The organism is Nonomuraea thailandensis, assembly GCF_024172165.1.
Taxonomy (GTDB): Bacteria; Actinomycetota; Actinomycetes; order Streptosporangiales; family Streptosporangiaceae; genus Nonomuraea; species Nonomuraea thailandensis.
In genome coordinates, this window is sequence record NZ_JAMZEB010000002.1 from 11,762,577 (window position 1) to 11,776,575 (window position 13,999).

The 13,999-nt window shown below is 69.6% G+C and carries 12 protein-coding genes and 1 pseudogene; 9 read left to right on the forward strand and 4 right to left on the reverse strand.

Translation table 11 applies throughout. The annotated features are described in order from the left end of the window. Positions 1-69: 69 nt before the first annotated feature. Genes HD597_RS58815 through HD597_RS58825 form a run of 3 tightly spaced genes read right to left on the reverse strand, consistent with a single transcriptional unit; the run spans position 70 to position 3,074 of the window. On the reverse strand, positions 70-1,113 hold the full coding sequence (locus HD597_RS58815; protein ID WP_253757585.1) for a glycoside hydrolase family 15 protein: 1,044 nt from the start codon (positions 1,111-1,113) through the stop codon (positions 70-72). Beyond that, positions 1,110-1,820 carry a class I SAM-dependent methyltransferase gene (locus HD597_RS58820; protein ID WP_253757587.1) on the reverse strand — a complete coding sequence of 237 codons (711 nt, stop codon included), beginning with the start codon at positions 1,818-1,820 and terminating at the stop codon, positions 1,110-1,112. Before HD597_RS58820 ends, HD597_RS58815 begins: the two co-directional genes overlap by 4 nt. A 3-nt stretch (positions 1,821-1,823) precedes the next feature. Then, on the reverse strand, positions 1,824-3,074 hold the full coding sequence (locus HD597_RS58825; RefSeq protein WP_253757589.1) for a glycosyltransferase family 4 protein: 1,251 nt from the start codon (positions 3,072-3,074) through the stop codon (positions 1,824-1,826). Positions 3,075-3,325: 251 nt separating this feature from the next. On the opposite strand from HD597_RS58825, the gene HD597_RS58830 reads away from it, so the two are divergent. From HD597_RS58830 to HD597_RS67140, 4 genes and pseudogenes are all read left to right on the forward strand, one after another. Further along, positions 3,326-4,354: a GDP-mannose 4,6-dehydratase gene (locus HD597_RS58830; RefSeq protein ID WP_253757591.1), complete on the forward strand. Its 1,029-nt coding sequence runs from the start codon at positions 3,326-3,328 to the stop codon at positions 4,352-4,354. Between the two features lie 279 nt (positions 4,355-4,633). Further along, a complete protein-coding gene (locus tag HD597_RS58835) occupies positions 4,634-5,212 on the forward strand; it encodes a transcriptional regulator (RefSeq protein ID WP_253757593.1) in 579 nt (192 codons plus the stop codon). Further along, a complete protein-coding gene (locus HD597_RS58840; protein WP_253757595.1) occupies positions 5,205-6,041 on the forward strand; it encodes an SRPBCC family protein in 837 nt (278 codons plus the stop codon). The genes HD597_RS58835 and HD597_RS58840 overlap by 8 nt, the downstream gene beginning before the upstream one ends. Before the next feature lie 642 nt (positions 6,042-6,683). Then, positions 6,684-7,037 (forward strand): annotated as a pseudogene (locus tag HD597_RS67140) (DUF559 domain-containing protein); the annotation flags it as partial. A gap of 533 nt (positions 7,038-7,570) precedes the next feature. Here the strand turns inward: HD597_RS67140 and HD597_RS66365 are convergent. Further along, entirely contained in the window at positions 7,571-8,755 is a 1,185-nt protein-coding gene (locus tag HD597_RS66365; RefSeq protein ID WP_253757597.1) for a cytochrome P450, read from the reverse strand. 449 nt (positions 8,756-9,204) lie between these two features. Here HD597_RS66365 and HD597_RS58850 point away from each other — a divergent pair, with 449 nt between their 5' ends. From HD597_RS58850 to HD597_RS58870, 5 genes are all read left to right on the forward strand, one after another. Beyond that, positions 9,205-10,065 (forward strand): SDR family NAD(P)-dependent oxidoreductase, encoded by an 861-nt coding sequence (locus HD597_RS58850; RefSeq protein WP_253757599.1) that lies wholly within the window; start codon positions 9,205-9,207, stop codon positions 10,063-10,065. 9 nt (positions 10,066-10,074) lie between these two features. Next, positions 10,075-10,542, forward strand: coding sequence for a MerR family transcriptional regulator (locus HD597_RS58855; protein WP_253757601.1), 468 nt, complete (start codon positions 10,075-10,077; stop codon positions 10,540-10,542). 553 nt (positions 10,543-11,095) lie between these two features. Continuing rightward, positions 11,096-11,941 carry a fumarylacetoacetate hydrolase family protein gene (locus HD597_RS58860; RefSeq protein ID WP_253757603.1) on the forward strand — a complete coding sequence of 282 codons (846 nt, stop codon included), beginning with the start codon at positions 11,096-11,098 and terminating at the stop codon, positions 11,939-11,941. After that, entirely contained in the window at positions 11,938-13,263 is a 1,326-nt protein-coding gene (locus HD597_RS58865) for an L-fuconate dehydratase (protein WP_253757605.1), read from the forward strand. The genes HD597_RS58860 and HD597_RS58865 overlap by 4 nt, the downstream gene beginning before the upstream one ends. After that, positions 13,260-13,994, forward strand: coding sequence for an SDR family NAD(P)-dependent oxidoreductase (locus tag HD597_RS58870; protein WP_253757607.1), 735 nt, complete (start codon positions 13,260-13,262; stop codon positions 13,992-13,994). The genes HD597_RS58865 and HD597_RS58870 overlap by 4 nt, the downstream gene beginning before the upstream one ends. Positions 13,995-13,999 lie beyond the last annotated feature (5 nt).

The window sequence follows — 13,999 nt, forward strand, 5'->3', positions numbered from 1 at the left end:
TGAGCGACCCATCGGCGGCGCACCGGCCCCTGTTGGCAAAGAACCCGCAAAAGCGGTTGTACGGGCGCCTCAGAGGCCTTCGGTGTGCACCGCGGCGCAGCCGCACACCTCCGGGTCGAACACGGCGGTCCCGTCGATGTCGCGGAACAGCCCGCCCCCGGGCGAGAGCCCGAGCAACGCGTCGGCCGCCAGCACGACGGCGGCGGCGGTGTAGCCGGAGCGTTCGTGCGGGAAGTGCTTGCGGTTGGCGAACTGCCAGCCGGTCCAGTACGAGCCGTCCTCGTGCCGCAGGTGCTGCATGTCGGCGAAGAGCGCGTGCGCCCGCTCCTTGTCACCCAGCGCGTCGAGCGCCAGCACCAGCTCGCACGTCTCGGCCCCCGTCACCCACGGCTGGTCCGACACGCACCGGATGCCCAGCCCCGGCACCACGAACGTCGGCCACTCGCGCTCCAGCAGCTCCAGCGCCTGCTGCCCGCGCACCGCGCCGCCCAGCACCGGGTAGTACCAGTCCATGGAGAAGCGGCTCTTGTCCGCGAACGCCTCCGGGTGCGCCGACAGCACGTGGGCCAGCCGGTCGGCGGCCAGCTCCCAGTGCGGCTGCGGGTCGCCCAGGTGGTCGGCCAGCAGCACGCCGCAGCGCAGCCCCTGGTGGATGGAGGAGCAGCCGGTCAGCAGCGCGTACGCCGCCGGCCTGCCGTGCGCGTCGCGCTCCCAGACGATCTCGCCGCGCTCGGTCTGCAGCCCCGCCACGAAGTCGAGCGCGGCCTTGACCATCGGCCAGCTCTCCTCCGTGAAGCGCCGGTCGCCGGTGACGAGGTGGTGGTGCCACACGCCGACCGCGATGTAGGCGGCGTGGTTGGTCTCGCCGTTCGCCTCCGTGGGCACGCCGTCGACCAGTTTCATCGGCCAGGCGCCGTCGGCGCGCTGGTGACGGGCCAGCCAGGCGTAGCCGCGGCGCACCGGCTCGTCGAGCCCCGCCACGGACATCGCCATGAGGCACTCGATGTGGTTCCAGGCGTCCACGTGCCCCTCGGGCCAGGGCACGCCGCCGTCGTCCTGCTGGATCGCCGCGATGCTGCCGGCCGTCCGTACGACCTCCTCTCGGGAGATCATGGCTTCCGCACGTACAGGACCACGCTCTTGCCGATGATCGGATTGAGCAGGGTCTCGGCGATCCTGGTGGCGGCGGGGCGCTTCATGATGTCCCAGACCAGCAGCTCGTGGTACGCCTTGGCGAGCGGGTGCCCGTCGTTGTTGACGCCGACCGCGCACTTGATCCACCAGTACGGCGCGTGCAGGCCGTGAGCGTGGTGGTGCGGCCCGATCTCGAAGCCGATGGACTTGAGCTTGGCCGACAGCTCGGCGAGCGTGTAGATGCGCACGTGACCGCCCGGAGCGGTGTGGTAGTCCTCGTCCAGCGCCCAGCAGATCCGCTCGGGCAGGAAGCTCGGCACGGTCACGGCCGCCGTGCCGCCCGGCTTGAGCACGCGGAAGATCTCGCGCATGGCCGCCATGTCGTCGGGGATGTGCTCCAGCACCTCCGCCGCGATGACCCGGTCGAAGCTGTCGTCCTCGAACGGCATGTCCAGCGCGGTGCCCTGCACGGTCTCGCCGGTGGCGCCGTCGGGCACCTCGCCCGCCTTGTCCATCGCCACGAACATGCTCGCCACGCCGTCCAGCTCGGACTGGTCCATGTCGAACGCGATCACGTCCGCCCCGCGGCGCAGCACCTCGAAGGCGTGCCTGCCGCCGCCGCAGCCCAGGTCGAGCACGCGCACGCCCGGACCCACGGGCAGCCGGGCGAAGTCCACGGTCAGCACTGGTCAGCCTCTCCTCTTGTGGTTCTCGATGGCCTCGTGGTACGCCTCGACGGTCCGCTTGGCCACGACGTGCCAGGTGTAGCGCTCCATGACGCGGTCGTATCCGGCCTTGCCCACCCGCTCGCGCTCCTCCGGGGAGTCGTGCAGGCGGCGCAGCACCGCGGCCAGCTCCTCGGGGTCGCCCGGCGGCACCTGGACGGCCGCGTCGCCGACGACCTCGGGCAGCGCGCCCGTACGGCTGGCGACCAGCGGCGTCGCGCAGGCCATGTGCTCGACGGCGGGCAGCGAGAAGCCCTCGTACAGGGAGGGCACGACGGAGATCTCCGAGGTGGCGATCAGCTCGCCCAGCTCGTCGTCGGAGATGCCGTGCACGAACCGCACCCGCTCCTGCAGCGACAGCTCCTGCACGAGCTGCTCCGTCGGGCCGCCGGGGGTGGGCTTGCTGACCACGGTGAGGTTCACGTCGCGCTCGGTGGCCAGCTTCGCCACCGCGCGCAGCAGCGTCGCGACGCCCTTCATGGGGGAGTCGGCGCTGGCCACGGCCACGATCGAGCCCTTGCGCCTGGGCTTGTCCGGGCGCGGGTGGAAGTAGCGGGTGTCCACGCCGAGCGGGATCAGGCGCATGTTCGCCTGGGGCACGTTGAAGTCGCGGTGGATGTCGGCCAGCGACGACTCGCTGACGGTCAGGATCGGGCTCAGCTTCGGCGCGACGCGGGACTGCATCTTCACGAAGCCGTACCAGCGGCGCATGGTGAGCTTCTTGGCGCCCTGGGCGGCCTCCAGCTCGATGCGGCGGTCGACGCTGATCGGGTGGTGGATGGTGCCGACCACGGGGAACAGCTTCTGGATGCCGAGCAGGCCGTACCCGAGGGTCTGGTTGTCCTGCACGACGTCGAAGTCGCCGACGCGCTTCTTGAGCTCGCGGTGGGCCCGCAGCGTGAACGTCAGCGGCTCGGGGAACCCGGCGGTCCACATGGTGCCGACTTCCAGCCAGTCGATCCAGTCGCGGTACTCGTGCAGCTTGGGCGTCCTGAACGGGTCTTCGTCGCGGTAGAGGTCGAGGCTGGGCACCTTCCGGAGGACGACGCCCTCGTCCAGCTCGGGGTAGGGCTGGCCGGAGAACACCTCGACGTGGTGCCCGAGCGCGACCAGCTCCCGGCTCAGGTGGCGGAGGTAGACCCCCTGGCCACCACAGGTGGGCTTGCTGCGGTAGGACAGAAGCGCGATCCGCAGCCTTCGCTCCCGCACGGACACCCCTTTCTCCGCCGGTAGGGCCCAGGGACGGGCGTGTACCGTGAAAGATGACCTTAGTCCGAGAAGGCTACCATTCGGTAGGTCGGCTGGAATTGTTCACAATGGCCGTCGCAGGGCGTGCGAACTGCGACATTGCCGTAACCGAGCGTGGTTCGGTGGAACGTGTTCTATGTGGCCTGATGTCCTTGTGGGGTGCTTAGCTGTACATTCCCGTCTCAAAGGGACAGGGCAGGCGATAGTTGGAGGACCCCTTGGCCAGGCGCGCTCTGATCACCGGCATCACCGGCCAGGACGGTTCCTATCTGGCGGAGCACCTGCTGGAGCAGGGGTACGAGGTCTGGGGGCTGGCCCGCGGGCAGGCGAACCCGCGCGTGTCGCGGATGCGGAAGCTGCTGACCGAGGTCCGGGTGGTGCGGGGCGACCTGCTCGACCAGGGGTCGCTGATCTCCGCCGTCGAACGGGTGCAGCCGGACGAGGTGTACAACCTGGGGGCGATCTCGTTCGTGCCCATGTCGTGGGAGCAGGCCGAGCTCACGGCCGAGGTGACCGGGATGGGCGTCCTGCGGATGCTTGAGGCGATCCGGGTGTGCTCGGGCGTGTCCCGGGGGGTCTCTCCGGGTGCAGGCGGGCAGATCCGCTTTTATCAGGCTTCGTCCTCCGAGATGTTCGGCCAGGTCAGCGAGACTCCGCAGAACGAGCGCACCGCCTTCCACCCGCGGTCGCCGTACGGGGTGGCCAAGGCGTACGGGCACTTCCTCACGCAGAACTACCGCGAGTCGTACGGGATGTTCGCCGTGTCCGGGATCCTGTTCAACCACGAGTCGCCGCGACGCGGAGCCGAGTTCGTCACCAGGAAGGTGTCGCTCGGGGTGGCCCGGATCAAGCTGGGGCTGGCCGGCGAGCTGCGGCTGGGGAATCTGGAGGCGCGGCGCGACTGGGGGTACGCCGGCGACTACGTCAAGGCCATGCACCTGATGCTGCAAGCCGGCAGGGCCGAGGACTACGTGATCGGGACCGGGCGGATGAAGTCGGTCCGGGAGCTGGTGGAGGCGGCCTTCAGCGCGGCCGGGCTGGACTGGGAGCAGTACGTCGTCACCGATCAGACGTTGCATCGGCCGGCCGAGGTGGATCTGCTGTGCGCGGACCCCAAGAAGGCGCGGGTGCAGCTGGGGTGGGAGCCCCGGGTTTCGTTCGATGAGCTGGTGGCGATGATGGTCGAGGCCGATCTGCGACTGCTCGCGGACGGCGGCGACCCGCACGACGACAGCTCCTGGCCCTGAGCCGGTGATGATCCTGTCCTGCGCGCGGCGCTCCGGCTTTTGACCCTGTCTCTCGGAGCTTGACTGAGGCGTCCCTTCTGGCGCCGCCCTGCCCCGATGGCGCCCTGCTCGGGAGCGCCCTGCCTTGCTCGCGGTCTCCCGCGGGCGCCCGTTCTGCGTCCCCTCCTCCGGCCGGCCTCCGTGTGCGCCGTTCCTCCAACCCGTACCGCTTGCCTGTCGGTCGCCTTCACGCGTCGGCCATTGACAAACCAGATTTTTATGTAAAAAATCGCTTTTGCGATGAGAGATGTCCTGTACCTCGAAGTGATCGAGCAGGCAGAGGCCCTGCTCAAGCCGCAGCGCATAGAAGTGCTGCGGCAACTCGCCGAGCCGCGCACCTGCTCAGAGGTCGCCGAACGCCTCGGCCAGACCCCGCAGCGGGTCTACTACCACGTCAAGCGGCTGGTCGAAGCGGGCCTGGTCGACCAGGTGTCCGAGCGCAAGGTGCGCGGCATCCACGAGGGCATCTACCAGGCCGGAGCCCGTTCCTATTGGCTGTCGCCCCGGCTCGTCGGCCGCCTCGGGCTGCGCAAGGCCCGGGACCAGCTCAGCCTCGGCTACCTGCTCGACCTCATGGAGGAGGTCCAGGCCGACATAGCGGCCCTCGACAGGACAGCCCCTGAGCTGCCGTCGATCGGTCTGTCCGGCGAGATCCGCGTGCGTCCGGAGAACCGCCAGGAGTTCCTGACCGAGTTGCAGAGCATGCTGCAGAACCTGTTCACCCGCTACGGCGGGGCCGAGGGCGACGCCTTCAAGCTGGCCCTCGCCTGCTATCCGCAGACCGTTCAAGAGCCCAGAGGAGAACGAGACCATGACTGAGCCCCTGATCGTGCGCGCCGACATCCCGGCGCCGGTCGAGCGAGTGAGCCGCGCGCTGACCGACCCGGCCGACCTGCGGATCTGGCTGGCCGAGCACGTCGAGGTGGAGCTGCCGGAACGGTTCGCGTTCTGGGGGCGTACGACGCCGGAGGGCGACGCGCCGCACCAGCGGCTGCTGCACGCGGACGAGCGCACGCTGCGCTTCGCGTGGCTGCTCGACGGCGAGGAGACGACCACCGAGCTGTCGATCGAGGCCGCCGGAGACGACCGGACGACCCTCACCCTGTCGCAGACGCACTTCGACTTCCAGGACGTCATCACGGGCAAGAGCATCCGGGGCGTGCTGCAGACGTACTGGTGCCAGGTGCTCACCAACCTGGCCGAGCACCTGGAAGGCCGCGCGCTGACGCCCATGCAGGACTACACCTCCACGGACATGCGGGTCGAGGTCTCGATCGACGCGCCGGCGGCGAAGGTGTTCCACGCGATCACCGACTCCGAGGCGGTGTCGCGGTGGTTCGGCTACACGATCGACATCGAGCCGTACGAGGGCGGGCGCCTGGCCATGGGCGGCTTCGACAACAACCCCGACCCGGCGAAGGTGCTGGAGGTCGTGCCCGACCGCAAGTTCTCCGTGGACTGGGGCGACGGCGGGGTCGGGACGTGGGAGCTGGCGGGGTCCGGCGGGAAGACGCGGCTGACGCTGGTGCAGAGCGGCTTCGACCAGGCGCACCCTCCGTACGCGGCGTGGGGCGGCTTCCTTTCCGGGCTGGCCGAGCTGCGTCGCTACCTGGAAGTGCCCGGCTGGAAGCCGGTCATCATGGCGTAGGCGCGTGGCGCGTGGCGCGTGGCGCGTGGCGCGTGGCGCGTGGCGCGTGGCGCGTGGCGCTTGCCTGGCGTGGGGGCGGGGACGGGACGGTTGGACGGCGCATGCGTGCACGGCACTACATGTGACGGTGCGTGTGCGCGTCATCCACAGAACCCCGTTCGGTCCCTTCCCCTCCACCTCAGCCCCGGCACCCTTGGCGCCATGAATGCCTCACCGCCCTCAAACCCGCAGCCTCCTACACCCGTCACCTCCCCACCGTCGTTTCCTCACCCGCCCCGTACCTCCCCATCACCCCGTACCTCGCCATCACCCCGTGCGTTGCCATCGCCCTCCCTCATGGAGCGCGCCCGCAGCATCACCCGAGCAGCCCCCCAAGCCACCGTCTGCCGTCAGACCGCCGCACACATCTGGGGCATCAAGACCCTCTCCACCCCGGAGGACGACTGGCCGGTGGAGCTGACCGCCCCGAACCACCTCGCGATGCCCGGCTGCGTCACCTACATGGTGCCTCTCCCCGCCGAGGACATAACGGAGCACAAGGGCATCCGCCTCACCACCATGGAACGCACGGCCCTCGACTGCGCCCGCTGGCTGCCCCGCGTGGAAGCCGTGGCCGTCCTCGACCAGTTCGCTCGCAGAGGCATGGACCTGAAAGCCCTGTGGCACCGCCCCCTCAACACCTGGACCCTCCGCGAAACCCTCAGCCTCGCCGACCGCGGCGCAGCCTCTCCCCGGGAGAGCTGGCTCAGGGTCATCCTCATCGATGGCGGCCTCCCCAGACCCACCACCCAGATCAGGGTGGAGCTGGGCGAAGACCGCTTCGCCTACCTGGACCTGGGCTGGGAGGACTTCAAGGTCGCAGTGGAGTACGACGGCCAGGAACACCACACCTCACCCCGCGACCAACAGCACGACGCCGACCGCCGTGAGGAGCTACGCCGCCACGGCTGGCGGGTGATCGCCGTCCGCCGAGACGTCATACCCGGCCAGATCGCTGACCTCCTCCACTACGTGGCCAGCGCCTTGATCGAACGCGGCTGGCGCCCGGGCCCTCAAGGCACGATCCGCATCCTGAGCCGTATCCGCGCAGCCCGCCGCAGCCGCCGCTACCGCTTACCTTCACGGCACCCCACCGACACTCCACCTGAACTCCGGCACCGCGCCGGCACTCCACCTGAACTCCGGCACCGCGCCGGCACTCCACCTGAACTCCGGCACCGCGCCGGCACTCCACCTGAACTCCGGCACCGCGCCGGCACTCCCGGCACCGCGCCGGCACGCCGGTACAGCACCGGCGCCGAGAGTCGGCACCGGCCATGGCGCCGGCACCGAGAGTCGGGCACCGGCACGCCGGCGCTGGTGCCGGCAGTCCTGGTCCCCAGCGCCGGCACCCTCGCCGCATCGCTGCTGAACGGCCGGCTCGTTCTACCCCAGGGCGGCGGCTGTTCCTCATCGCCGCCGCAGCTCGGGAACGGGTGGAAGGCGGAGTGCGAGGGGCGTAGGGCCGGGGGCGGGAAGACGCAGGTGGGTCAGCCGATGGTCACCGGCAGCTCCTTGATGCCGTTGATGAAGTTGGAGCGCAGCCGCCGTGCCTCGCCCGTCTGCCGGAGGCGAGGGCGGCGGCGGGCCAGTTGTTCGAAGAGGACGCGGAGCTCCAGCTTGGCGAGATGGTTGCCCAGGCAGAAGTGCGCTCCGCCGCCGCCGAAGCCGATGTGCGGGTTCGGGTCGCGGGCGATGTCGAAGGTTCCGGCGTTCGGGAAGACGGAGGTGTCGCGGTTGGCGGAGGAGTAGAAGACCACGACCTTGTCGTTCTCCTTGATCTCCTGCCCGCCCAGCACCTGGTCGGTGGTGGAGGTGCGCCGGAAGAGGTTGACGGGGGACACCCAGCGGACGATCTCGTCCGCGGCGGTCTTCGCCAGGCTCGGATCGGCGACCAGGCGCTCCCACTGGTCGGGGTGCTCGAAGAGCGCGAGCATGCCGCCGGAGGCCGCGTTCCTGGTGGTCTCGTTGCCTGCGACCACCAGGAGGAGGACGAAGAGGTCGAATTCGTCCTCGCCCAGGGTCTCGCCGTGCTCGTCGGGCTGGAGGAGCTTGGTGACGATGTCGTTCTTGGGGTTCGCCCTGCGCTGCGCTGCGAGCTGGTTGGCGTAGGCGTAGACCTCCATGGCGGCGCCCGAGCCCTCCTCGGGGCTGGCGGCGTAGTCGGGGTCCTGGGAGCCGATCATCCGGTTGGACCAGTTGAACAGCTTGTCGCGGTCGGATGCCGGGGCGCCGAGCAGCTCGCAGATCACGTAGAGAGGCAGGGGCGCGGCGACTTCGGTGACGAAGTCGATCTCGTCGGTCAGCTTGTCGAGGAGGTCGTCGCAGATGTCGCGGATGTGCTGTTCGAGCGCTCCGATCGTCCGCGGGGTGAACCCCCGGTTGACCAGGGAGCGCCGCCTCGTGTGCTCCGGTGGGTCCTGGTTGAGCATCATGAGGCGCTGGAGCGCGATCTGCTCCTCCGGCAGGTCATCGAAGAGGGCGAGCTTACGGTGCGAGGAGAAGAGGTCGGAGTGCCGCGACACGTGCACGACGTCTTCGTAGCGGGTCACGGCCCAGAAGTCGGGCTCGCCCTCGTGCCAGTGGATGGGAGAGTTCGCGCGCAGCCAGGTGAGCTGGTCGTGGGGTGGTCCGGCGTTCGCGTAAATGTCCCTGTCGACAAGGTCGATGTGCACGCTGGTCACCTCTTGATCAAGCGCTTGGTTAGCCTTTCTGAAACGTGTTCTATTACGGCGCTGTACGGTCGTCAAGGACGGGCGTGTGTCGTTCCTGATTCGTCCGCGCCCGGGATGCCTCTGATCTCGGGTGATCCGCACGTTGCGCTCGCCGGATCACTTACCGCTGTCGGGCATCGGCTTGTGTCGGAGTGTCTCGGATGGCGTAGGGCGGCGTCGGACGGTGCCGGGTGCCGTCGCCTGACGTGGCGCCGGGCCATGTCGCCGCCGGGCCGTGTGGCGAGGGGCCGTGTGGCGAGGGGCCGTGTGGCGAGGGGCCGTGTCGTGTGGGGGCCGTGTCGCGTCGCTGGAACTCGGGCCCGCGCGGGTGGATGGCTTGCGTCGCTGGAGGTCGGGCCACGGGTGGATGGCTTGCGTTTGAGTGCGCTCGAAGGCATAGCGTCGCCGCCATGACGACACAGACCTGGATCATTACCGGCGCGTCCCGTGGCTTCGGGCGTGCGTTGGCGGAAGCGGCGCTCGAGGCGGGTGACCGTGTGGTGGCGGCGGTGCGCCGGCCCGAGAGTGTGGCGGATCTGCAGGCCGCCCATCCGGACGACTGCATGGTCGCGGAGTTCGATGTTCGAGAGGTCGCTGCGGCTCCGGGGCTCGTGCGCGACACCCTTGACCGTTTCGGTCAGATCGATGTTCTCGTCAACAACGCGGGCAGGGCCGTGGTGGGGGCGGTTGAGGAGGTCGGGGACGCGCAGTTGCGTGAGCTGATGGAGCTGCACCTGTTCGGGCCTGCCGCGCTCGTACGGGCGGCGCTGCCCGCCATGCGTGGGCGGGGCTTCGGCACGATCGTGCAGATGAGCAGTCAGGGTGGGCGGATGTCGTTCCCCGGGGTGTCGACCTACTCGGCGTCGAAGTTCGCGCTCGAAGGCTGGTCGGAGTCGCTGGCGGGGGAGGTGGCGCCGTTCGGGATCCGGGTGCTGATCGTTGAGCCGAGCCGGTTCCGGACCGGGTTCAACGGGGCCGGCGTGCTGGAGTTCGCTGAGGCGTCCGAGACTTATCGGGACGTGCTCGCCGGCGTTCGTGCGGACATGGCCGGGACCGACGGCCGGCAGGAAGGTAACCCGAAGCGGGCCGCCGAGATCATCGTGTACCTCGCGCACGCTGAGGAAGTGCCGTTGCGGCTGCCGCTGGGGCGGGAAGCCGTTGAACGCATCTCGGGCGTCCACCGGCGTGGGTTGCAGGAGGTCGAGCGGTGGGCCGAGATCGCCCGCAGCGCCGACTTCGCGGATGCGCCGGCGTCGGTACGGCCGATTTAGGCTCACGGCATGACGACCGACGACCTGATGACGAGGGCGCTCGAAACGTTGGAGGACGGACCGCCGTCGATCGAGGCGATCCTTCGCTTGGCCGACCTGGCGGAGGTGTCTGAGCCGATGACGATCGCGGAGGTCGCTGACCTGCTCGACATCTCGCCTCATACGCTGCGTTATTACGAGCGGGCCGGGCTGGTGGAGGTGGCTCGCGACGGCAGTGGTCATCGCCTGTACGATGCCGCGGCGGTGCGGCGGCTGGTGTTCCTGACCCGGATGCGGCTGTCCGGGATGCCGATGCGAGACCTTCAGCACTACCTCTCGCTGGCTGATGCTGGGGAGCGGACGGTGCCCGAACGGCTCGACCTGCTGCTCGAACATCGCGATACCGTGCGGCGGCGGATTCGTGAGTTGACTCTTTCTCTCACGGCGATCGAGTACAAGATCGCCACGTATGGGGGCTCGACCGGGCCGGACGTTTAGATCTGTCGCTGTCGTGTCGCACGCTGGTCCTCGCCCTGGCCGGCGCCGTCGCGTCGCTTGTGGGAGCTCACCGCCGCTTGTTGCCACCGCTGACCCGCCGCTTGCTTCCCGTTGCTCACCGCCGTGCGGTGCTGCCGTGCGGTGCTGCCGTGCGGTGCTGTCGTGCGGTGCTGTCGTGCGGTGCTGTCGTGCGGTGCTGTCGTGCGGTGCTGTCGTGCGCCGCGATCGCTCGCTGCCGTCCCTTGCCGAGACCGAGGTGGGCGGTGTCCTGGCATTGCACCTTCGCGACGCCCCCATGTTTCAGCCGCTTCACACCAGCCGCCAGCGCCCAGTGGGTGGTTTGTGGTCCGATGTATGAGGGGACGACCTCTCGGCTCAGGGAACGGGCGGGTTGAGGCGGTTAAGTGGGTTCACAGGCAGCAAGGGGGAGTTTGGGGGTGTATGTCGTGGTCACGGATCGGATGTATCCGTCTTGCGGCCCTTGACATGCTCCCACCCCCAGCCCCAGCATCTTGAATCGAGACATCCGATGTATCGATAAGAAGGATGCGGTGTGAAGCTGCTGCGAGTAGGACCCGTCGGTCAGGAGCGGCCGGTGGTCATGGACGACGCCGGTAACCTGCGCGACATCGGAGAGCCCGAGATCGACGGGGCTTTCCTCGCTTCCGGGGGAGTGGCGCGCGTCCGCGAGGCGCTCGAGCGCGGTGATCTGCCCGTGGTCGAGAGCGAAGGGTTGCGGATCGGGGCGCCGATCGCACGGCCCGGGAAGATCGTCTGCATCGGGCTGAACTTCAGCGACCACGCCGCCGAGTCCGGCGCGGCGGTGCCGGCCGAGCCTGTCGTGTTCATGAAGGCCGCCAACACCATGGTCGGCCCGTACGACGAGGTGCTCGTCCCGCGCGGCAGCGTGAAGACCGACTGGGAGGTGGAGCTGGCCATCGTCATCGGGCAGGAGGCCCGCTACCTCGGCAGCCGGGAGGAGGCGCTCGGCGTGGTCGCCGGGTATGCGATCTCCAACGATGTCTCCGAGCGGGAGTTCCAGCTGGAGCGGGGCGGCCAGTGGGACAAGGGCAAGTCGTGTGAGACGTTCAACCCGATGGGCCCGTGGCTGGTGACGGCCGACGAGGTGGGCGACCCGCAGAACCTGGCGATGCGGCTCTGGGTGAACGGGGAGCTGCGGCAGGACGGCGACACCAAGAACATGATCTTCGATGTGGCCGAGGTCGTGCGGTACCTGAGCCAGTTCATGGTGCTGGAGCCGGGCGATGTGATCAACACCGGTACGCCGGCCGGCGTGGCCATGGGGATGCCAGGGCAGCCGTACCTGCGCGCCGGTGACGTGGTGGAGCTGGAGATCGAAGGGCTCGGGCGGCAGCGTCAGACGGTGGGGCAGGCATGACCGCCACGGCAGGCACGTCCACCACGGCAGCAGGCGCGTACCGGATCGTGGAGATGGAGACGCACGACGTGCGGTTCCCGACCTCCCGCGAGCTGGACGGCTCCGACGCGATGAACCCCGACCCCGACTACTCCGCCGCCTACGTGGTGCTCAAGACGGACGACGGGTACGAGGGCCACGGGTTCGCGTTCACGATCGGCCGCGGCAACGACATCCAGACCACGGCCATCAGCGCCCTGGAGCCGTACGTGCTCGGCAGGGACGTCGAGGACCTCGGCGCGCTCTACCGCGACATGGTGGGCGACTCGCAGCTGCGCTGGCTGGGCCCGGAGAAGGGCGTCATGCACATGGCGATCTCCGCCGTGGTCAACGCCCTGTGGGATCTCAAGGCGAAGCGGGCGGACAGGCCGCTGTGGCGGTTGCTGGCCGAGATGGCGCCGGAGGAGATCGTCGAGCTGATCGACTTCCGGTACCTGAGCGACGCCCTGACGAAGGACGAGGCCCTCGACCTCCTGAAGAGGAACGAGGCGGGCAAGGCCGAGCGGATCGAGCGGTTGATCCAGGAGGGCTACCCGGCCTACACCACGTCCCCGGGCTGGCTCGGCTACGACGACGAGAAGCTGCGGCGGCTCTGCAAGGAGGCGCTGGAGCAGGGGTTCGGGCAGATCAAGCTGAAGGTCGGCGCTGATCTGGAGGACGACCGGCGGCGGTTCAGGGTGGCGCGCGAGGTGTGCGGGCCGGACTTCCCCATCGCGATCGACGCCAACCAGCGCTGGGACGTCGGCTCGGGCATCGAGTGGATCAACGCGCTGCGCGAGTTCAGGCCGCACTGGGTGGAGGAGCCGACGAGCCCCGACGACGTGCTCGGGCACGCCGCCATCGCCAGGGGCATCGCGCCCGTCCCGGTGGCCACGGGCGAGCACGTCCAGAACCGCATCGTGTTCAAGCAGCTCCTGCAGGCCGAGGCCATCTCGTACGTGCAGATCGACTCCGCCCGCGTCGGCGGTGTCAACGAGAACCTGGCGATCCTGCTGCTGGCGGCCAAGTTCGGCGTGCCGGTGTGCCCGCACGCGGGCGGGGTCGGGCTGTGCGAGCTGGTGCAGCACCTGTCGATGTTCGACTACGTGGCGGTCACCGGCACCATGGACGGCCGCGTGATCGAGTACGTCGACCACCTGCACGAGCACTTCGTGGACCCGGTGGTGATCCGCGACGGCCGGTACGTGGCGCCGTCCAGGCCCGGGTTCAGCGCGGAGATGCACGCGGAGTCGATCGCCGCCCACACGTTCCCCGGCGGCGAGGTCTGGAGGGAAGAGGCGTGAGTCTGAAAGCGGTCGTGACCGGCGGCGGGTCGGGCATCGGGCTGGCGGCGGCGCAGGCGCTGGCCGGGCGCGGCATGACGGTCGCCTGCCTGGACCTGAACCCGCCCGGCGAGCCGTTCGTCGGCATCAAGGCCGACGTCACCGACGACGCGCAGGTACGCGCGGCGGTGGCCGAGGCGGCCGAGCGCCTGGGCGGCATCGACGTGCTCGTGAACAACGCGGGCATCGGCGCGCAGGGCACCATCGAGGACAACCCGGACAGCGAGTGGCACAAGGTGTTCGACGTCAACGTGCTCGGCATGGTCCGGGTGGCGCGGGCGGCGCTGCCGTACCTGAGGAGGTCCGAGCACGCCGCGATCGTGAACACCTGCTCGATCGCCGCCACCGCCGGGCTGCCGCAGCGGGCGCTCTACAGCGCCACCAAGGGCGCGGTGCTGTCGCTGACGCTGGCGATGGCGGCGGACCACATCCGCGAGGGCATCCGGGTCAACTGCGTCAATCCGGGCACCGCCGACACGCCGTGGGTGGGCAGGCTGCTGGACGCGGCCGACGACCCTGAGGCGGAGCGCGCGGCGCTCAACGCCAGGCAGCCGATGGGCCGCCTGGTCACCGCGGAGGAGGTGGCCGCGGCGATCGCGTATCTCGCGAGCCCCGACTCCGCCTCGACCACCGGCACCGCGCTCGCGGTGGACGGCGGCATGCAGGGGCTGCGGCTCCGGCCCGCCAACTAGGGCCA

Excerpts from the sequence above, each read along its gene's own strand:
- HD597_RS58835 (WP_253757593.1), top strand. The coding sequence starts at position 4,634 with ATGAGAGATGTCCTGTACCTCGAAGTGATCGAGCAGGCAGAGGCCCTG.
- HD597_RS58850 (WP_253757599.1), top strand. The coding sequence starts at position 9,205 with ATGACGACACAGACCTGGATCATTACCGGCGCGTCCCGTGGCTTCGGG.
- HD597_RS58815 (WP_253757585.1), bottom strand. The coding sequence starts at position 1,113 with ATGATCTCCCGAGAGGAGGTCGTACGGACGGCCGGCAGCATCGCGGCG.
- HD597_RS58855 (WP_253757601.1), top strand. The coding sequence starts at position 10,075 with ATGACGACCGACGACCTGATGACGAGGGCGCTCGAAACGTTGGAGGAC.
- HD597_RS58865 (WP_253757605.1), top strand. The coding sequence starts at position 11,938 with ATGACCGCCACGGCAGGCACGTCCACCACGGCAGCAGGCGCGTACCGG.
- HD597_RS58840 (WP_253757595.1), top strand. The coding sequence starts at position 5,205 with ATGACTGAGCCCCTGATCGTGCGCGCCGACATCCCGGCGCCGGTCGAG.